22 protein-coding genes and 1 pseudogene are annotated in these 17,225 nt (G+C 68.3%); 5 read left to right on the forward strand and 18 right to left on the reverse strand.

The features are described from left to right. Positions 1 to 605 precede the first annotated feature (605 nt). Genes BM333_RS13640 through BM333_RS13670 form a run of 7 tightly spaced genes read right to left on the reverse strand, consistent with a single transcriptional unit; the run spans position 606 to position 7,225 of the window. The gene (locus BM333_RS13640) at positions 606 to 875 is read right to left on the reverse strand and encodes an Hpt domain-containing protein (protein ID WP_092312838.1); all 270 of its coding nucleotides are present in this window, start codon (positions 873 to 875) and stop codon (positions 606 to 608) included. Beyond that, complete coding sequence (locus tag BM333_RS13645) at positions 872 to 1,249, reverse strand: response regulator (protein ID WP_092312841.1); 378 nt, start codon at positions 1,247 to 1,249, stop codon at positions 872 to 874. The genes BM333_RS13640 and BM333_RS13645 overlap by 4 nt, the downstream gene beginning before the upstream one ends. Positions 1,250 to 1,254: 5 nt before the next feature. Further along, positions 1,255 to 3,261: a sensor histidine kinase gene (locus BM333_RS13650; protein WP_143105831.1), complete on the reverse strand. Its 2,007-nt coding sequence runs from the start codon at positions 3,259 to 3,261 to the stop codon at positions 1,255 to 1,257. Next, complete coding sequence (locus BM333_RS13655; protein ID WP_245777281.1) at positions 3,258 to 4,706, reverse strand: glycosyltransferase family 2 protein; 1,449 nt, start codon at positions 4,704 to 4,706, stop codon at positions 3,258 to 3,260. The genes BM333_RS13650 and BM333_RS13655 overlap by 4 nt, the downstream gene beginning before the upstream one ends. Then, positions 4,706 to 5,767: a HEAT repeat domain-containing protein gene (locus tag BM333_RS13660; protein WP_092312850.1), complete on the reverse strand. Its 1,062-nt coding sequence runs from the start codon at positions 5,765 to 5,767 to the stop codon at positions 4,706 to 4,708. Before BM333_RS13660 ends, BM333_RS13655 begins: the two co-directional genes overlap by 1 nt. Further along, positions 5,767 to 6,834 (reverse strand): YaiO family outer membrane beta-barrel protein, encoded by a 1,068-nt coding sequence (locus BM333_RS13665; RefSeq protein ID WP_092312853.1) that lies wholly within the window; start codon positions 6,832 to 6,834, stop codon positions 5,767 to 5,769. Before BM333_RS13665 ends, BM333_RS13660 begins: the two co-directional genes overlap by 1 nt. Then, positions 6,815 to 7,225 (reverse strand): response regulator transcription factor, encoded by a 411-nt coding sequence (locus tag BM333_RS13670; RefSeq protein WP_092312856.1) that lies wholly within the window; start codon positions 7,223 to 7,225, stop codon positions 6,815 to 6,817. The genes BM333_RS13665 and BM333_RS13670 overlap by 20 nt, the downstream gene beginning before the upstream one ends. Before the next feature lie 229 nt (positions 7,226 to 7,454). On the opposite strand from BM333_RS13670, the gene BM333_RS13675 reads away from it, so the two are divergent. Beyond that, a complete protein-coding gene (locus tag BM333_RS13675; protein ID WP_092312859.1) occupies positions 7,455 to 8,081 on the forward strand; it encodes a tyrosine-type recombinase/integrase in 627 nt (208 codons plus the stop codon). Between the two features lie 117 nt (positions 8,082 to 8,198). Then, positions 8,199 to 8,861 (forward strand): HNH endonuclease, encoded by a 663-nt coding sequence (locus tag BM333_RS13680; RefSeq protein WP_143105832.1) that lies wholly within the window; start codon positions 8,199 to 8,201, stop codon positions 8,859 to 8,861. Positions 8,862 to 9,447: 586 nt separating this feature from the next. On the opposite strand, the gene BM333_RS13685 is transcribed toward BM333_RS13680, so the two are convergent. The 6 genes and pseudogenes from BM333_RS13685 to BM333_RS16025 form a co-directional block, all read right to left on the reverse strand. After that, positions 9,448 to 10,068 (reverse strand): DUF1190 domain-containing protein, encoded by a 621-nt coding sequence (locus BM333_RS13685; protein WP_092312865.1) that lies wholly within the window; start codon positions 10,066 to 10,068, stop codon positions 9,448 to 9,450. Positions 10,069 to 10,073: 5 nt separating this feature from the next. Beyond that, positions 10,074 to 10,487, reverse strand: coding sequence for a DUF350 domain-containing protein (locus tag BM333_RS13690; RefSeq protein WP_092312867.1), 414 nt, complete (start codon positions 10,485 to 10,487; stop codon positions 10,074 to 10,076). A gap of 20 nt (positions 10,488 to 10,507) precedes the next feature. After that, positions 10,508 to 11,152 carry a YjfK family protein gene (locus BM333_RS13695; RefSeq protein ID WP_092312870.1) on the reverse strand — a complete coding sequence of 215 codons (645 nt, stop codon included), beginning with the start codon at positions 11,150 to 11,152 and terminating at the stop codon, positions 10,508 to 10,510. 2 nt (positions 11,153 to 11,154) lie between these two features. Continuing rightward, entirely contained in the window at positions 11,155 to 11,829 is a 675-nt protein-coding gene (locus BM333_RS13700) for a hypothetical protein (protein ID WP_143105833.1), read from the reverse strand. Between the two features lie 75 nt (positions 11,830 to 11,904). Continuing rightward, positions 11,905 to 12,009: pseudogene (locus tag BM333_RS16350) on the reverse strand (ion channel); the annotation flags it as partial. A 12-nt stretch (positions 12,010 to 12,021) separates the two neighbouring features. Continuing rightward, a complete protein-coding gene (locus tag BM333_RS16025) occupies positions 12,022 to 12,195 on the reverse strand; it encodes a hypothetical protein (RefSeq protein WP_177221904.1) in 174 nt (57 codons plus the stop codon). An 83-nt stretch (positions 12,196 to 12,278) separates the two neighbouring features. Here BM333_RS16025 and BM333_RS13705 point away from each other — a divergent pair, with 83 nt between their 5' ends. The 3 genes from BM333_RS13705 to BM333_RS13715 are packed head-to-tail and all read left to right on the forward strand — an operon-like array spanning position 12,279 to position 14,857. Beyond that, positions 12,279 to 12,935 (forward strand): YjfI family protein, encoded by a 657-nt coding sequence (locus tag BM333_RS13705; protein WP_342741670.1) that lies wholly within the window; start codon positions 12,279 to 12,281, stop codon positions 12,933 to 12,935. Between the two features lie 15 nt (positions 12,936 to 12,950). After that, positions 12,951 to 13,691, forward strand: a complete 741-nt coding sequence (locus BM333_RS13710; protein ID WP_092312879.1) for a PspA/IM30 family protein — start codon at positions 12,951 to 12,953, stop codon at positions 13,689 to 13,691. A 2-nt stretch (positions 13,692 to 13,693) separates the two neighbouring features. Then, positions 13,694 to 14,857 (forward strand): glutathionylspermidine synthase family protein, encoded by a 1,164-nt coding sequence (locus BM333_RS13715; RefSeq protein ID WP_092312882.1) that lies wholly within the window; start codon positions 13,694 to 13,696, stop codon positions 14,855 to 14,857. A gap of 55 nt (positions 14,858 to 14,912) precedes the next feature. Here the strand turns inward: BM333_RS13715 and BM333_RS13720 are convergent, their stop codons facing one another. From BM333_RS13720 to BM333_RS13740, 5 genes are read right to left on the reverse strand one after another with little or no spacing between them, the layout of a single operon-like run. After that, complete coding sequence (locus tag BM333_RS13720) at positions 14,913 to 15,344, reverse strand: chemotaxis protein CheE (RefSeq protein WP_143105834.1); 432 nt, start codon at positions 15,342 to 15,344, stop codon at positions 14,913 to 14,915. 20 nt (positions 15,345 to 15,364) lie between these two features. After that, positions 15,365 to 15,961: a response regulator gene (locus BM333_RS13725; RefSeq protein ID WP_092312887.1), complete on the reverse strand. Its 597-nt coding sequence runs from the start codon at positions 15,959 to 15,961 to the stop codon at positions 15,365 to 15,367. Between the two features lie 3 nt (positions 15,962 to 15,964). Continuing rightward, positions 15,965 to 16,294: a hypothetical protein gene (locus BM333_RS13730; RefSeq protein WP_092312890.1), complete on the reverse strand. Its 330-nt coding sequence runs from the start codon at positions 16,292 to 16,294 to the stop codon at positions 15,965 to 15,967. Beyond that, positions 16,294 to 16,839 (reverse strand): chemotaxis protein CheD, encoded by a 546-nt coding sequence (locus BM333_RS13735; protein WP_092312893.1) that lies wholly within the window; start codon positions 16,837 to 16,839, stop codon positions 16,294 to 16,296. Before BM333_RS13735 ends, BM333_RS13730 begins: the two co-directional genes overlap by 1 nt. Next, positions 16,836 to 17,225: a response regulator gene (locus BM333_RS13740; protein ID WP_092312896.1), complete on the reverse strand. Its 390-nt coding sequence runs from the start codon at positions 17,223 to 17,225 to the stop codon at positions 16,836 to 16,838. The genes BM333_RS13735 and BM333_RS13740 overlap by 4 nt, the downstream gene beginning before the upstream one ends.

Here is a 17,225-nt window from a genome sequence, read left to right on the forward strand (position 1 = left end):
CGGAACTAAGGCGGATAGTCGCAGTTCGTCCTTCCGGTCCGTAGAGGGCAGTAGTGGGCTCGACGATCCCGCCCTTGTCTTCCTGAAAGACGAACCGCTGCACTACTGAAGAGGCTAGGCGTCTACCTGCGTCGCTGAGGCTGACTTCCATCTCGTAGCGACGGCCGATCGGCCGGCTGCCGCAACCGGTGAGCCCCGCCAAACCAGCCAAGGCTCCCGAGGCAAGCAGAAGCCTTCGATCCATCGTTGGCCCTTGCATCGCTCCCTCTCCTGTTCGGCCCGAGCGTGCGGGCGCTTGGGCTGGCGTGGCAAGCGGAAAGCGTCTGCCAAGTAGGAAACGGAGCGGTCTCGTCGGCACGCTCAAGAGCGGACCTATCTGACCGCCGCTTTGAGTGAGGAGCGGACATCATCGAGGTGAGGGCGCCGAAGGTCGCCTTCTGACTCATTGCAGACATTCCGAAGGTCCGTTTCCGGACCGCAGCGTGATGCAATCGTGTGGAAGGGTGGCTGGCTTCTGATTTGTTGGTCGGGGCGGGGGAGGTCCGCTCATCGGTGGTTGGTGAAATCGCCCATCGCCTCAAGGTCCGGGGCGGGCCGCAGGCAGGCTAGTCAGGGATGTCAGCCACGCGAGCGAGTTCGCACATCAGCAAATCGACCCCGTTGGTCGCGGGCTGCTCCCCGCTCCGGATCGAGTGATCGACCGCCGCCGCCGCCTCGCTCAGGGACGAGAAGCCGAAGGAGCCCGCCGCTCCTGCCAAGCGGTGGGTGATAGAAGCGAAATCATCGTCGTCAGGCGACGCCAGCGCGAGGCGCTTGAGGTCGTCCCGGCAGCGTCTCACAAAGTCGGCGCGCAGCTGAGAGATCGGATCGCTCAAGCGGAACCCCTGAGCATTCCCCGCACCTGGTCTCCGAGGGTCAGGGGGTCGAAGGGCTTGATCACCACGCCGATGGCACCCCGGCCGAGGAGGCGGGCAATTTCGTGATCCTGGGTCTGAGCGGTCATGAAAATCGCCGGCATCGACTTCGACATCCCACGGATCTCCGCCAGAAGCGCCGGCCCGTCCATGTCCGGCATCATCACGTCGAGCAGAAGGAGGTCAGGCTGCAGCCCGTCCGCCAGCAAGCGCAGTGCGTCGGCGCCGGAGACCGCGGAATGCACCCGGGCGTCGCCGCTGAGCTCGAAGGCGAGGGCCGTGAGCGCGCGGATGTTCTGGTCGTCGTCGACATGAAGGATGCAGAGTTCAGACACTGGCGCTACTCCGGCAGTTCGAGGGGGACCTCAAACCAGAAGGTGGATCCCTGCCCGGGCACGCTGTCGACGCCGATGCGGCCGTCCATCAGCTCGACCAGTTCCCGGCAGATGCTGAGGCCGAGACCGGTGCCCCCGAAGCGGCGGCTGGTCGACTCGTCGGCCTGAACGAACCGTTCGAACAAACTCCCGGCGAGCGCGGGCTCCAAGCCTACGCCCGTGTCGGAAACGGAGACATGAAGGCCTGCTCGACCGTCGGCGCACGGCGAGGATCGAACCGCGACGCTCACGCCGCCGGCGGCGGTGAACTTCACTGCGTTGCCGAGAAAGTTCAGCAGCACCTGCCGCAGGCGTGTCGGGTCACCGATCAAGACTTCAGGAACGTCCGGCGCAATCTCGTGGCTGAACCACAGGCCCTTCTCCTCGATCTGGCCGAGGACGACTTCCGCCGCCTCCCTCACCAGAACGCTCGGATCGAAGGGCCGCCGGTCGAGGGCCAGGGCCCCCGCTTCCAGCTTCGAATAGTCGAGCACGTCATTGATCACACCGAGCAGCACCTCGCCGGACAGGTGGATGCGGTCGGCGCATTGGCGTTCGATGGGGCCCAGACCCTCCCGAGACTGCAGGATGCGGGCGAACCCGATCACGCTCGTCAGAGGCGTGCGCAGCTCGTGGCTCATGTTGGAGAGAAAGCGGGACTTCGCCTCCGATGCGGCCTCGGCGCGGTCACAGGCTTCGCGAAGTTCCTCTTCCAGGCGGCGACGTTCCGAGATGTCGCGGATCACAGCGATGATTTCAGACGGCGCGCCATCATCTCCGGTTACGGCTTGGAAACTGGTTTCGACCCAGACCGTGCCGCCATCCTTGCGGAGCGCCCGTTGCTGCAGCGTGCACCGCCGGAGGCCACCCGCCAGCTTCGAGAAGGCCCGTAGCAACTCGGGGCGGTCGTCCGGATGCACGAAATCCTGGGCCGGACGGCCGGCCATCTCGGCAGGCCGGTACCCCAGCAGCGAGGTCACCGCCGGTGAAATGTAACCGCTGCGACCGTCCAGATGCAGGCGCGTCACCACGTCGTCCATGTGGTCGGCAAGCAGGCGGTACCGGGCCTTGCTTCGTCGAAGCCGATTCATGGCCGTGTGGCGTTCGGTGATGTCCTGCACGACCCCGAACAGGGCTTCGACCCGCCCGTCCTCCGCCACCTGCCGAAGAGCGCTCAGGACAACCCGGCGCATTTCGCCATCCGGTCGCTGAATTGAAGTTTCGAACTCCTCTCGGCTGCCCTCCCGCAGTACGCGCCGGATGAAGGCGTCGCGGGCGGAACGCTCCTCGGGCGTATAGAAATCGGCCAGCGCGTCCCTGCTGACAGGGCTGCCTGGCGGCAGGCCGTAGATGCGGTAGACCTCATCGGACCAGGCGAGCTCGCCGGTGTCCAGCCGCCAGCGCCAATGGCCGACGCGGGAGACGGCCTCGGCGAGCTCCAGAAGACGTCGCTTCTCGTCCGCCACGAGGCGCTCGGCGGTCAGGGCGATCTGTTCCGAGACGAGGTCGGCGATCTCGCGGAGCCGCTGCCGCTCCGCCTCGCCGAAATCGCGCGGCTTGTCGTCGATGAGGCAGAGGGTGCCCAGATTGTGACCGGTGTCGTCGGTGAGCACTGCCCCGGCGTAAAAGCGCACGCCGCCCGGGGCCGTGACGTAGGGATTGTCGACGAAGCGCTGATCACGGGTCGCATCCGGCACCACCATCACGGCGCCGGGGGGAAGCTGGATGGCGCGATTGCAGAAGGCGTCCTCGCGGCGGGTCTCGCAGAGCTCCATACCGTGGCGGGACTTGAACCACTGCCGCTCCTCATCAATCAGCGAGATCAGGGCTGTCGGAACGTCGAAGAGGCTGGCCGCCAACCGCGTGAGGCGATCGAAGCGCGGCTCCGGCGGCGTATCGAGAATACGAAGCGCCCGGAGCGCCTGCAGGCGCCCCTGCTCGTCCTGGGGCGCAGGCCGGGTCAGATTCGTCACGGCCGGCCTCCCGATTGAGGCGCGGCAGCCGTTCCCCCGAAGCCCTTGCGAGTCATGGTTCCCCACGACTGGCTGCGATTCAGGTATTGCCACACCCCGCGCAGCCGCCAGAAGTTGTTGAGCTGGCGGTAGCCGAAGTTCTCAAGCACGGCGACGCCGGTGAGCAGAACCAAGTCGCGGGCCCGCGGGAAGCGGCGGAGCTCTGATTCCTCAAGGGCGAGCGCTCCGACCGATATGACCACGCCGAAGGTGAAGCTGACGGCCAGAAAGGCCAACAGGTAGGCGGTGGAGAGCACGCCGGCGAGCCAGAACAGCGGGATGAGCACATAGCCGAGCAGTTCGACGATCGGGCCCAGGACGTCGACGAGCAGGATGTAGCCGAAGCCGACCACCGCGACCCGGCCATATCGCGGCTTCAGGAGCACGTCCCGGTGCCGCTCGAAGGTCTCGAGAGCCCCGCGGTGCCAGCGGGCGCGCTGCCGGCCCAGGACGCGCAGATCCTCCGGCGCCTCGGTCCAGCACACCGGCTCCGGCACGAAGGCGATCCGGTAGGGCAGTCGCTTGTCACGCATGAGTCGGTGCAGCTTTACAACCAGCTCCATGTCCTCGCCGACGGTCCCGTGGGTATAGCCGCCCGCTTCGATGACGCGGGCGCGCCGGAACAGGCCGAAGGCACCCGAGATGATGGTCAGAGCGTTGATCCGGCTCCACGCCAGCCGGGCCATGAGGAAGGCCCGTAAATACTCAACCGTCTGGAGCAGGGCCAGCAGGTTGCGCGGCGGCCGAACCTCCAGAACCCGCCCGTGCGAGATGGTGCAGCCGTTGGCGATGCGCACGGTGCCACCGACCGCCACGGTGCGCTCTGGATCCTCCACGAAAGGCTTCACGGCGCGCAGCAGGGCGTCGGGCTCGAGCAGCGAGTCGGCGTCCATGGAGCAGAAGATCGGCGCGCGCGAGACGTTGATGCCGGCGTTGAGGGCATCCGCCTTGCCGCCGTTCTCCTTGTCCACGACGATCAGGCGCGGCTGATGGGCGGCTCCATAGACGCCCCGGATAGGCGCGTGGGCGATGGCCTGTTCGTGGTGTCTCTGGATCGGGCGCAGTTCGAAGGTGTCGATCAGAACTTGCAGGGTCCCGTCCCGCGAACCGTCGTTGATCACGATCACCTCGAAACTGGGGTAGTGCAGCGACAGCAGGGACCGAACGCTCTCGGCGATGGTCAGGGCCTCGTTATAGGCCGGCGCGAGCAGCGCGATGGGCGGGGCGGCGTCGGCGTAGCGCCGCCAGAGGAGCCCTCCGGAAGCCGTCGGCGGCGTCTGGATCAGGGCCGCGGCGGCGAGCCCCAGCTGGATGAGATAGATCCCGTTTTGCAGAAGGCCCGTCCCGATGACGAACAGGGCGATGATCTCCGCCATGACCTGGAGCCCGCTGGCGATCGCCGCCATCATGCAGCCTCCACCGTCAGACCGCGCTCCGCCAAGGCCAGAGAAGCGGCCCTGCGCGAGAGATCGCCACCAGAGATGGCCATGCTGCGGAGGTGGGCGCGACCGGTGTCTCCGAGCGCTCCCAAGGCCTCGCCCGCGCGGAAGCGAACCCACCAGACAGGGTCCTCCAGCCGATCGGCCAAGGCTGGGACGGCGGACCGAAGCCCGATCCTGCCGGCCGCTTCGCAGGCTGCAGATCTGACCATCCACACCTCGTCGGCCAGAGCGGAGACGATCGTCGCTTCCGCAGCCGGATGGCGGAGGGCGGCGAGCCCGCGGATAGCTGCTATGCGGAGTTCGATCTCTGGGGCCCGGGCCGCAAGGCAGAGAGGCCGCAACGCCCGGAAGTCGCCGCTGGCCCCCAAGGCCTCCGCAAGGATGACCCGCGCCTCCCCCGACAGCCGCGTGTCTCCGAACGACTGAAGGGCGGCCCAAGGGCGCTCCGTTACCAACTGGCCGATGACCGGAAGGTAGAGCAGAGAATCCGACGTCTGGCGTCCGGCGAGGTCGGTGAGGACTTCGTCCAGCTCGGGCGGCGCGGACAGTTCGATCAATGAGTGCATTATTCCGACGCGAAGTTCGGCCGAGTGCGCGTGCGCCAGCGCCTCTCGAAGGGCGGTGACAGCAGCCTCGCCCGGGAAGATCGCCAGCGCTTCCGCCGCGGCTAACCTGCCTGCGACCGAGCCTCGCGACAGACGCCGGCGAAAGATCTCATCCACACCGAAAGCGTGGAGGGCCGAGATCAGTCGTTCCCGCTCCTCGCCCCGTACGAGGGACAGGATCTCGAGCAGCGCTTCAGCCATCAGGCGAGCGCGGTGGCGGACGCCGCGCAGCCGGCCAACTGCATCCCCCGCCCCGTTCATGATGTCGAGCAGGCCCTGCTGGATAAGCCGGCGATCGCGCTCGCGCCGTTGCTCGGTCCGCTCCCGCAGGACGCGAGCGAGAATGAGAGCGACCATCCACCCCAGGGCGGCGGCGGAAAGGATGATCGACACCGACCAGATCAGCAGCAGCTCGCCCATCAGAATCGCCAGCCAAGCCCCAGCGACAGTTCATGGCGGTCGTAGGCGTCGCGGTCCTCGGAGACGTATCCCGTCCTGAGGAGGAGTCGGTCGGTCAGGCCCAACTCCGCCCCGACGCTCCACGCAGCCACCTGGGTGGTGGAGCCGTCAGACGATTCGGGCGCGTCGGCGTGACCGACACGCAGGGCCAGGCGATCGGTCGCCTGCCACCGCGCGGACGCGGCATAGCCTGACCGGTAGTCCCCCCGCTCATCCCAGACGTTGATCCATCGTCCGGAAAGCTGAAAACGGCCTCCGGCGAGGTCGAGAGCGAGCCCGGGATGCAGTCCTGTGACCGTGCCTGTCGGATAGCGGGCCAATGAGGCGTCGAACGTCGCGGCGAGACTTCCGGCCAGTCGCGCCTGTCCCCCAGCGGCTACGGCCAGCTCGGGGCGATAGTCGGCGTCAGGCGCGCCGCCGACCGCGACATAGGCCGCGCCGCGTGCGAACCTCCGGTCGACCCGCGCCTCGAGGTGGACGTCCCGATCGTCGAATCGCTCGGTGCTCTCAACCGCCAGTCCCACGGTCCACAGATCGCCCAGACGCCGCGAGGTGGCGACGCGTGCCTCGCTCCAGTCCGGCAAGCCGCCCGAGAGCCTGCTGCGGGCGGCCGCCACTTCCACCCTCCAAGTCTCCTCCGGCCGGAGCGAACGGCGGAGCCCTGCAACCTCAAGGCTGTCGGACCCCGCGGCTTGGGCCCGCTCAAGGTAGTCCCGCGCGGCGACCGGATCGCCACGACGTTGTGCGATGCGGGCCAGACCGATCCAGGCGTCCGCATAGACCGGCGCGCGATCCGTCACCCGTTCGAGTTCGCCATGGGCCTCGTCCAATCGTCCGAGCGTCAGCAGCGCCAGGCCGAGGTTGAGGCGGGCGTCCACGTCCTCCGGACGGGCGAGGAGAACCTGTTCCAGCTTCGCGGCGGCTTCAGCAGCCCGTCCCGCCCTGCGGTCGGAAACCGCCGACCTGTAGAGGCTGTCGGGATCGACCTGGACTGCGGCAGGCGGTGGTTCAAGCGGGACGCCGATCACGCGCCCCTCCTTCTGATGCGCCGGACGTCAGCAGCAGCCGCCGAACGCGCTGGCTGAGTTCGTCGGGGATGAAGGGTTTGACGAGATAGTCGGCGGCGCCGAGCTGGAGCGCGCCGACGATATCCTGTTCGCGCTTGAGGGCGGTGAGCATGATCACCGGCGCCTCTGACAGAGCGCCGCTCTTGATGCGCCGCAGCACCTCGAAGCCGTCCATGACCGGCATAAGGGCGTCGAGAACGATCAGGTCGGGCGACTGCTCCCGGATCGCAGCCAGCGCCTCGCCGCCGTTCTCGGCGGTGGAGAGCTCGTGCCCGTCGGCCGACAGGCGGTGGACCAGCAGGGCGCGCAGCAAGGGATCGTCGTCGGCGATCAGTATGCGGCTGGCAGGCATCGGGCGTCGGACCTCCGTCACAGCGCCCCCCGAACCGGCATCATCCGACGGGCGGACTAAACGAACTCCTACCTGCGGCTACGTTTCCACGGGTAACCTTGTTTCTCAGCCGGTGAGGCGTGTGAGAGTCCGCTCATCGACCCGGCGCCAATGTCCGCTCCTGGCGCTGAAGAGCTGCTTCGGGAGTAGGATAGGAGCGACAGGGTGGCGACCTCATCGGAGGTTGGCCATGCGCCAGTCTGACCTGTTCATCCAACCGAAGCGCCCATGGAATGCCGGCCGTCCGATCGGCCCCAAGGCGCCGCTGAAGCCGAAGCACATCTGGGCCATTCGACAGCAGCTGAAGGTCGCGAGGAGAGTGCGTGACCTTGCGATGTTCAACTGCGCCCTGGACGCGAAGCTGCGGGCCTGTGACCTGGTTCGCCTCCGGGTCAGCGACGTGGCTCCCGGCGGCGCGCTCCGCCAGCGTTCGATCATCATCCAGCAAAAGACCGGAAGGCCTGTGCCTTTCGAGATCACCGAGCCAGCGCGTGACGCGATCACGGCTTGGCTGAAGATCCGCGGCCAGCGGGACGATGATTGGCTGTTCCCCAGCCGTAGCCGGCCCGGCCAGCACATCGGCACCCGGCAGTACGCGCGGATCGTGGATCGGTGGGTTCGGATGATTGACCTCGAACCGCAGGGCTACGGGACCCACAGCCTCAGGCGCACGAAGGTGTCTCTCGTCTACAAAAAGACCGGCAACCTTCGCGCCTGCCAGCTCCTGCTGGGTCACAGGAAGCTGGAGAGCACTGTCAGGTACCTCGGTATCGAGGTGGACGACGCCTTGGAGATGTCAGAACAGATCGATCTATGACTCACGGCCGGGCCCGAAAGCGGGTCCGGTCTTTGTCGCCTTGGGGTGGATAGCGGACGGCGGAGCCTGGATCTCTCGTTCCGGCCCGGCCCGTTCGCCGGCCCGCTGATCGCCCAGATGGGTCTCGCCGGTCCGGGCCCGCGCCTGGCGTTCCGGAGGCTCGCCGAGGACGCCCGGAGCCGGGGCGCCGCCGTCACTCTTGTCGTGAACGGGGAGACCGAGGCCCCAGGTGACGAGGCCTGGCCCGCGGACTGGCGCCAGCTCGACCTGCGGCTGCGCCGGTCGCCGGCGGTCGTCAACACGGAGGACGATGCGGCGAATGACGCGGAGACGGGGGCGTGGGCCATCCGTTTCACCGGCCTGGTCCTCGCCCTTGTCCCCGTCGAGCGGCTGGACGAGACGACCCCTTCAAACCCGGAGGGCCTGCCCGAGGGCGCGAGCGTCCGCATGGAGGTCAATCGCTACGAGCGCAGCCGTATCAACCGCGCGAACTGCCTCGCCCTGCACGGCACCCGGTGCAAGGCGTGCGACCTCGATCTCGGCGAACGGTACGGCGAGATCGGCGACGGGTTCATCCACGTCCATCACGTCGTCCCGGTATCGAAGCTCGGCACCGGCTATGTCGTCGATCCCCTCACCGATCTCGTGCCGCTCTGTCCGAACTGCCACGCGATCGCCCACCGGACCGACCCGCCCGCCAGCGTCGCATCGCTGCAGACGATGATGGCGGTCGGCGGTCGTAGGGGCCGGGCCGTTCAAGCGCCGCCGAATTCAAACTAGCCGTCGTGCGGGAGGGGCCGTAGGGGCGAAACAGACGGCGACGTGGGTTGCGCCAAGCTGTGCGCCTCGGGCGTGTAATCGTTAGCGGGGGTCCAACCGGACGCGCCCAACTGATGTTCCCGTCCCGTTCGCGAAATGCGCATAAGGTGCGTTCTCAGAACGGACTCAAACCCCACGCGCCCAACAGGTTTTCCGTGCGTGCCTCGGGCCCCCCTTGCAGAGAAAAATTGCCGGCAGACCGCCTGCACCGCCACCGGCCCTGCTTCGGGTCTCTGACGCGGTCCGGGCCTCGCCAGCCCGCCGCACAAACGGAATCCCGCGCGACAAGAGCTTCGCCAGTCCGGGCCCGGGCGACTTCCGGCTGCGCGTGGACCTGCATCTCACGGGAGGCGCGATCTGCTCGGAGCGCTGTGGGAACTGATGCGCGAACAGCGCCCACCTGCTCGCCGGGCCGTGTGGCGATCGGGGACCCGGCAGCTCCCGAGCGTCCGCCCTGGCTGGTTGTCCGCCCACGCCCGGCGCGGCTTGTCCGCGCCACGTCCAGACTGCCGGCCCGGCCCCCCCGCAGACGCTCAGGCCGCGCGCCTCATCCGCCGAAGCCGCGACCGCCGCCGCCGAAACCGCCGCGCGAGACCACGGCGGTGCGGCTCTGCATCCGCGCCGGCGCCTGGCCCGCGATCGGGCCGTGCTCCCGCGCGTTGGTCAGCCGGCGTCCCGTGCGGTAATCGCGATAGGTGTAGCCGCCGCCGAAGCCGTTCGAGTACTGGTCCTCGCGGTCGCGGTACAGGGGTCCGCCGCCGTAGTAGCGCCCCCCGTCCAGAAGGCGTCCGATCACGAAGCCCGCGACCAGCGGCGTGAAGAAGGAGCCGCCGCCGGAGGGGGTCTCCTGACAGGCCGAGGTCCCCCAGGTCGCCTCGCACGTCTCGCGGTTGCCGTAGCGGGGCGCGGTCTCGGCGGCCTGCCTCTGCGCCTCCGCCAGGGCCGCATCGCATTCGGCGTCCGGGACCACGTCGGCGGTCCGGCATTCCTCCAGCGAGGTATAGGCCAGCGCCGGCTCGGACTCCTCGACGGGGACGTTCTGGGCCGGAGAGCCGCAGGCGGCGAGCGTGAAGCCGGCGGTCGCCATCAGGCTGCTGACCTGGAGTACGCGCGACCGCTTGAGCCGGCGCATGGTGGTGGTCTCGGGCGAACCGTTCTGTTCCGTCATCGCCGTCACACCGTCATGCAGGCGGCGTTGAGCAGGCCGACGCAGATGGAGATCGACGCCATGTAGAACGCGGCGGCGATCTCTCCCGCCTCGATGCGGCTGACGAAGTTCCGGAACGCCAGGCGGCTGATGACGACAAAGGCCGCGATCTGGATCACCGCGGCGAGGACCGCCCAGGCGGCGAACTCCAGCAGGCTCACGGTGTGCGACAACGCCGAGGCGAGCGGCAGGACGTAGCCGATCAAGGCCCCGCCGAGGGTGATCGCCGCGGCCGGGTTGCCCTGCCGGATCAGGCTGCGCTCATGATAGGGCGTCACCCACTGGTACAGCAGCTTGAAGGCGACGGTGAACGCCCCCGCGGCGACGAAGGCGACAAGGAACGACAGCGCCCCCTGCTGGAACATGAACCAGTCGAACATCCGTGAAGTCCCTCCGGCGCCTAGGCGCGAAACTCGGCCATTTCCAGCGGAATGCCGACCATGATCTCGTGCGTGGTTTCGCCGCCCTCCGGCTGCTGCTCGAGCGCCAGCATGAGTTCGCGACCGCTGGGCAGGTCCCGCGCGTACAGCATGCAGGTCTGGAAGATTCGCGCATAGGGGGCGACGGCCGCGCGATCATCCCAGATCGTCTCCCAGAGCGTCACGGGCGGCTGTCGGGCGTCGGTCTCCGAAAACCAGAACCTCGGGTAATCGGGCAGGTCTTCCCGCCCGCCGCGGAACAGGGGTTCCGACAGGCGATCCCGCCAGGCGCGGCGTTCGGCCTCCCCCGGCGGGTAGGCCGAGGTCCAAGGGATGAAAAGACTGAAATCGTAACTCTGCTCGCCCGTCGCATCATCGCTCATGGCCTGCAGCATCACGTGGTCGTCCGTATAGAAGCGGTGCACGTACTGCCCGCTTTCGAGCGTGATCAGCCCCTGGGCGGTGATGTCGAGGGCGTCCCGGTCGAGCGCGAAGACGGTCTCATCCCCAAGTCGGCGCCACGCCAGCGGATCGAGGGCCACCGCCCGGCCGACGGTCACATTGCGCACCTGCGCCAGCCGCGCCGGCGGGGTCTTGTCTTTCGAGCCGAAAAGCTTGCCGAACATGATCAGGCTGCGAGCAGGTGCGGATCCAGCCGCGACCTGGCCACATAGAACAGCCGGTCCCCCCGGGTGATCGCCAGATCGGAGGGCGGATTGAAGCGCGGCTCGTCGGCGGTCATGGACTGAAGCGCCAGCAGGGTCGCCTTGCTGCTCCAGAGCCGCCGCGCCACATCATCGACCGGCGCGGGCTCGCCCGCCCAGGCGAGACAGAAGAGCGTCGCCCCTTCATCGAGGCGGCTGGTGAGAGCGCTGATCACGTGACTGGCTCCGGGATCGGCAGCCGCCCTGACCAGCATCTCGGCGCCGGACGCCACGACCACTTCCACACGCGGGCAGTGCTGGGCGAGCAGCCGCGCATTGTCCGCCTCCTCGAAGAAGCAGACGATGTGCGCGGCCGGCTCGGCCGTGGCGGCGGCGGCCAGGGTGGCGGCCAGGGTGTCGGCGTCCGTCGCCGCGTAGATCAGGATGCGGCTCGCGGTCGGCGCGCCCGCTCTCCGGAGAGCGGCGGGCGAGGTGAGGTTTTCCGTCTGCACATACCGGACTCTCGGGTCCGGATCCGTGAGCGACTGGCGTGTCAGCAGCACCAGCGTCTGGCCGGGCGACTTCTCGGCGCACAGTTCGTCGATCATCTTCGGCGTCCGCGAGGCATTGTAGCCCACAATCAGGATGCTGCCCGCCATCCGCGAAAAATCTCCCTTCCCAGCCCTGCGGGCGCGCCAGATCTCCCCGATCGCCCCCAGGACCTTCGCAACCACGGTCGTAAAGGCCGCGATCGCGCCGGGGAAGACCCAGACGGCGGTGATCAGCCGTCCGGCCTGGGTCTGCGGACTGATATCCCCGTAGCCGACAGTGTAAGCGGTGGTGGCGTACCATTAGAGGAAGTCGGCCGCGGCCCTCAATCCGGTCTCGCCCGCCGCGCCCAGCATCGCCCATGACGACGCCGCGTGAAAGGCGATCAGAATCCACAACATGCGCCAGTGCATGTCCGCCATGGCGTGGAAGGCGCGATCAAAGATCACCGCCAGTTTCATGCGCGGAAGCAGCATCGGTTCCTCCGCGACCGAGGTTGCTGGCGCCCCCTAGGCGAAGTCAAGCCTTCATGTTACGCGTAACATGAAACATGGCCAGGGTGCAGGACAGCAAAGTCGGTGCGCGCGACCGTATGCAGGCCTGGCGGCGTGCGCGGCGGGCCGCCGGCATGGTCAAGATGGAGTTCTGGGCGCCGGCTGCGGTCCGCGACGACATCAAGGCCGCCGTCCGCGCGATCGTGACCGATTCCACCCGAAGCCCGAGCCTCCGTCCCCGTTCAACCGCCATCCCCCGTTCCGGAGCACACCACCAGATGGACGCCGTGATTGAAACTCCCTGGACCGTTCCCGCCATCAAGTCCGCCCTGGAGACATCCGAACTGGTGCGGGAGGGCGAGCTGAGCGTTCGCGTGCTGGAAGGCGCGGACCCGGTCCTCCTCGCCACCATGCACGAGTACGGGGATCTCCCGATCTACCTGAGCGTCGGCGGGGCGCAGATCGTCTGCTCGGTGCTGCTGTGGCCCGTCGCCGAACAGCCCGACACGGCCGCCTTCAACGAGTTCCTGCTCAAGGCCCAACGCATCGTGCCGCTGTCGAACTTCGCCATCACCAATGTCGGGGGCGAGGACATCTACGAGCTGATGGGCGAGCTGTCGTGCAAGACGACGCTGCAGACCATCCTTATCGAACTGCGCACCCTCGCCGAGAACGCCATCGACGCCACCGAGCTGCGCGAAACCTTCGGCGCGGCCGCCTGATCTTCGGAGACCCCCATGTCCATGCTCAGAAAACTCTCAGCCCTGTTCCGCGGGACGGCCCACGACGCGGCCCTCTCGGTGGTGGACGCGAACGCCCTGCGCATCCTCGACCAGGAGATCCGCGACGCCGACAACGCCCAGGGCAAGGCCCGGGATGATCTCGCAGGGCTGGTCGCCCGCCGCCGCACCGCCGAGGGCGAAGTGCAGAGCTTCCACGACCAGATCGGCAAGTACGAGACGTCCGCCCGCGCCGCGATCGCCCAGGGCAAGGCCGACCTCGCGCGGGAAGTCGCCCAGCGGATCGCCGAACTGGAAAGCGAGATCGCGACCCGCAGCCCGATGATCGAGGACATGAAGGGCGCCGAGGCTCGCCTCCGCACCGCCATCGCCGCCACGGACCAGAAGATCGAGACGCTGCGGCGCGAGATCGACATCGTGAAGGTCAACGACTCGGTCCAGCGCGCCCAGGCCTCCGTCGCCCTCAACTCGGCCGGCGCCCAGTCGCGGATCGGCTCGGCCGCCGACAGCCTGCAGCGCATCAAGCAGCGGCAGGCGGTGCAGGAGGAGAAGCTCCGCGTCAGCCAGGAGCTCGAGGACCGGCGGACGGGTGCGGATCTCGACTCGAAATTGCGCGACGCGGGGATCCTGCCCGGGCAGACGTCGGCCGACGATGTTCTCGCGCGCCTGACCCGGCAGGAGGTGACCATCGTCACGCCGCAGATCGGCCATGCGCTCAAGGACAAGGATCCCGCCTGACCATGGAGCGCCTGCGCTTCGAACCCCGACCGGACTGGGACGCCAGGGCCGAGGCCCTCGGATTCACCTGGCGACATGACGATGGCAGGCCCTACTGGGACGAGACGGCGGCCTACGCCTTTTCGCTCGCCGAGATCGAGGAGGATCTGGAGGGACCGACCAGCGAGCTCCACGCGCTGTGCCTCGCCCTCGTCGACGAGGCCGTCGCGTCCGAGCGTCTGATGGAGCGCCTCGAGATCCCGGAAGGTCTCCGCGACTACGTGGCCGACAGCTGGAAACGCGGCGATCCCTCGCTCTACGGCCGGTTCGACTTCGCCTACGACGGGACCGGACCCGCAAGGCTCTACGAGTACAACGCCGACACCCCCACCAGCGTCTACGAAACCGCCGTCTTCCAGTGGCTGTGGCTCGAGGACCAGATTTCCGCCGGCGTGCTTCCCCCCGATGCCGACCAATTCAACAGCCTTCACGAGAAGCTCGTCGACCGGTTCCGCGCCATCTTCCCGGGCGGCGGCTTCATCCACTTCAGCTCCGACCCCGACTTCGTCGAGGATCGGCAGACGGTGCGTTTTCTTGAGGATCTGGCGCGCCAGGCGGGCCTGGACCCGCAGTTCGTGGCGATCGAGCAGATCGGCCTGAACGCCGATGGTCGCTTCGTCGACCATGAGAACTGGATCATCCAGGCGCTGTTCAAGCTCTATCCGTGGGAACAGATGCTCCGGGACGACTACGCCGGCCCCTTGCCGGAAGCGCGCGTCACCGTACTTGAACCCGCGTGGAAGAGCCTCCTGTCGAACAAGGGCGTCCTCCCGCTGCTGTGGGAACGGCACCCCGGTCACCCGAACCTGCTCGAGGCCTACTTCGAGGACGATCCGCGGCGCTCGGCACTGGGGGACAGCTATGCCCGCAAGCCGCTGTTCTCACGCGAGGGGGCCAACATCGAACTGGTCGAGCGCGGGATCAGCGGCGGCGTCGAGGACGGCGGGTACGGCGAAGGTCGCCACATCCTCCAGGCCTTCCATCCGCCGCCGCTCTTCGACGGCCAGCACGTCATCGTCGGGTCGTGGCTAGTCGGAGACGAACCTGCCGGAATCAGCCTCAGGGAGGATCCCGGCCGCATCACGCGCAACACGTCCCGTTTCCTGCCCCACTTCATCCGCCCCTAGAGGGCGCGCTCGACCGGCCAGTCGACGCCCGCCGGACAGGCGGACGCCGGCCCCGTCAATCCAGGATCGCGGCGACCACGCGGCGCAGGCCGGCGACAAGACCGGCGGCGTCCGGACCGGCGTTGCCCAGGCCCGCGAGGTGAAGCAGGCGAAGCGCCTGGACGTGCACCTGCACCGCATCCCAGCTCCACAGGGGACTGTCGCGGGAGCGGTCGATCAGGTCGCAGAGGCTGTAGGCCGCGTCATAGAACGGACCCGTATCGAAGAAGCCGGCGAGATCGACGATGCTCGCCCCCAGGGCGTAGGCCCGGACGCGGTCTTCCGGTGAACGCGTGGTGCACGCGGTCTCCAGCTGGGCGACAAGGCGTCCCAGTTCATCGAAGGCGTCCGTCCGGTGCGTCTGCAGGGCCGCGTCGGCCAGTCGTTCGGCATCGGCCAGACTGCGCCCGCCGGGTCGGGACAGCTGGCGCGCAAGGCCGCTTTTCACCGTAACCAGCCGCGCCCCGGTCACAGCACCACCCGCTGGGGTTTGAGAAGCATGTCGATGTCCGCCTGATCCAGGTTCGGCTCGCTGGCCGCCCCCACGTGGGTCGAAAGGTCGCCGGCGCGCCGGCCCGGCTGCCCGAGGGGCGGCCCGAAATTCCGGACCCGGCGGTCCGGGCCGACGTAGTCGTCGGCTTCGACGAACTGACGTTCGTCCATCCCAAGCCAGAGAATGCGCTTCAGCAGCACCGCCGGCGTCAGGGGCTTGGCGACCACGAAGCTGGCCCCGCAGTCACGGCTCTTGTGGACCAGCGACTGCGCCGCATGTCCGGTCAGCATGATGATCGGGACATAGCGCAGCGGCGGCGTCGTCTCGCGCCGCAGCCAGCGCACGAAATCGTAGCCGTCCATTTCGGGCATCGAGCAGTCCACGAGCACCAGGTCGACCATCCGGCGCTTCAGGATGTCCGTCGCCGCGATCGCGCTCTCGCACTTGATCTGCTCCTTCACGCCGAAGCCGTGAAAGATCGAACTGAGCATGTCGAGCGACTTTTGGTTGTCGTCGATCAGCAAGACCGACGAATGCTCCAGATTGACCCGGGATCGGGAAGCGCTCGCCATCGGTCAATCGAACAGCACGAAGTCGCCGGCGGCGACCGCCGGCGCCGGCTCTTTTCCGCCGAGGCGAGCCGCCATGTCCGCCAGCGGGACCGCGGCGACCAGATCGGCGGCCGCCTTCCCTCCGGCGATCCCCTCCAGCAGCCTCGTCAGCACCTCCAGCCGCTGGCCCATGGAGTCGAAGGCCTGGACCTCCGTCACGACGCCGTCGGCGAGACCGGGCGGCAGATCCCGCATCCACGCGCCCAGTCGACCGGCGACGTCGTCCAGTTCGCCGCGCAAGGCGCAGGCCTCCGTCGCCATGGCGGCCAGCAGGGTCCGGTCCGGGGGCGCCATCAGAACAGCTCCAGTTCGCCGCCGGCGGGCAGCGCGACGGGCGCCGGCCGGGGCCGGGGCGCCGCCGCGTCGGCGACGCTTCGCTGCAACGCCCGGCCCGAGGCCGGCCAGTAGTGCAGGCGCCGACCGCCCATCCCCCGCAGGCTGCCGCTGACGACACGGATGCCCTCGTCCCTGAGGAAGCGCTCGGCGAAGTCGGCGTTGGCCTGGCCGACGTCGCGCAGCGAGTCGAACATCCGCCCGCCGCCGAACAGCTTGGCCTCAAGCCGCTCGCGGCGGGCGCCGGACTTGAGCAGGTCGTTGATCAGCAGTTCCATGGCGTAGGCGCCGTAGCGCCGGCCGGCGTCCGTCCCGGCGCCGGAGCCGTCAGGCAGCAGGAAGTGGTTCATCCCCCCCACCCCGGCCAGGGGGTCGCACAGGCAGGCGGCCACGCAACTGCCCAGCACCGTGGTCAGGACCACGTCGCGGTCCGAGGTCACATGGTGCTCGCCCTGCCCGACATGGAGGCGGCGCTCAAGGCTTTCGACGCGGGCCGCGACCGTCATGTCAGCGGACCGAAGACCGCCTCCAGCTTTTCCTTGAGCTGGGCCACGGTGAAGGGTTTGACCAGGTAGTTGTTGACGCCGAACTGCACGGCGCGCTGCACCAGTTCGCGATCGGCCCGGCCGGTCAGCATGATGAAGGCGGTGGTCTTGATCGGCGGGTGCGCCCGGATCGCGCGCAGCAGGCCGAGACCGTCCAGGTTCGGCATGTTGAAGTCCGAGATCACCAGGTGGACGGGCTTGCTGATCACCTGGCGCAGACCGGCTTCGCCGTCGGCGGCCTCGGTGATCTCGCGCACGCCGAGCTGTTGCAGGCTGTTGCGGACCAGGGAGCGCATGGTCTGCTGATCGTCGACGATCAGGACGTGGAGGGCGGAAGCGGCGGGCAT

The organism is Brevundimonas viscosa (assembly GCF_900116065.1).
In the GTDB taxonomy this organism is placed as follows: Bacteria; Pseudomonadota; Alphaproteobacteria; order Caulobacterales; family Caulobacteraceae; genus Brevundimonas; species Brevundimonas viscosa.

Excerpts from the sequence above, each read along its gene's own strand:
- BM333_RS13690 (WP_092312867.1), bottom strand. The coding sequence starts at position 10,487 with ATGTTCGACTGGTTCATGTTCCAGCAGGGGGCGCTGTCGTTCCTTGTC.
- BM333_RS13725 (WP_092312887.1), bottom strand. The coding sequence starts at position 15,961 with ATGGCGAGCGCTTCCCGATCCCGGGTCAATCTGGAGCATTCGTCGGTC.
- BM333_RS13695 (WP_092312870.1), bottom strand. The coding sequence starts at position 11,152 with ATGTTCGGCAAGCTTTTCGGCTCGAAAGACAAGACCCCGCCGGCGCGG.
- BM333_RS16025 (WP_177221904.1), bottom strand. The coding sequence starts at position 12,195 with ATGCTGCTTCCGCGCATGAAACTGGCGGTGATCTTTGATCGCGCCTTC.
- BM333_RS13660 (WP_092312850.1), bottom strand. The coding sequence starts at position 5,767 with ATGGGCGAGCTGCTGCTGATCTGGTCGGTGTCGATCATCCTTTCCGCC.
- BM333_RS13675 (WP_092312859.1), top strand. The coding sequence starts at position 7,455 with ATGCGCCAGTCTGACCTGTTCATCCAACCGAAGCGCCCATGGAATGCC.
- BM333_RS13715 (WP_092312882.1), top strand. The coding sequence starts at position 13,694 with ATGGAGCGCCTGCGCTTCGAACCCCGACCGGACTGGGACGCCAGGGCC.
- BM333_RS13655 (WP_245777281.1), bottom strand. The coding sequence starts at position 4,706 with ATGGCGGCGATCGCCAGCGGGCTCCAGGTCATGGCGGAGATCATCGCC.
- BM333_RS13680 (WP_143105832.1), top strand. The coding sequence starts at position 8,199 with ATGGGTCTCGCCGGTCCGGGCCCGCGCCTGGCGTTCCGGAGGCTCGCC.
- BM333_RS13685 (WP_092312865.1), bottom strand. The coding sequence starts at position 10,068 with ATGACGGAACAGAACGGTTCGCCCGAGACCACCACCATGCGCCGGCTC.
- BM333_RS13740 (WP_092312896.1), bottom strand. The coding sequence starts at position 17,225 with ATGCCCGCCGCTTCCGCCCTCCACGTCCTGATCGTCGACGATCAGCAG.
- BM333_RS13730 (WP_092312890.1), bottom strand. The coding sequence starts at position 16,294 with ATGGCGCCCCCGGACCGGACCCTGCTGGCCGCCATGGCGACGGAGGCC.
- BM333_RS13735 (WP_092312893.1), bottom strand. The coding sequence starts at position 16,839 with ATGACGGTCGCGGCCCGCGTCGAAAGCCTTGAGCGCCGCCTCCATGTC.
- BM333_RS13710 (WP_092312879.1), top strand. The coding sequence starts at position 12,951 with ATGTCCATGCTCAGAAAACTCTCAGCCCTGTTCCGCGGGACGGCCCAC.
- BM333_RS13700 (WP_143105833.1), bottom strand. The coding sequence starts at position 11,829 with ATGGCGGGCAGCATCCTGATTGTGGGCTACAATGCCTCGCGGACGCCG.
- BM333_RS13670 (WP_092312856.1), bottom strand. The coding sequence starts at position 7,225 with ATGCCTGCCAGCCGCATACTGATCGCCGACGACGATCCCTTGCTGCGC.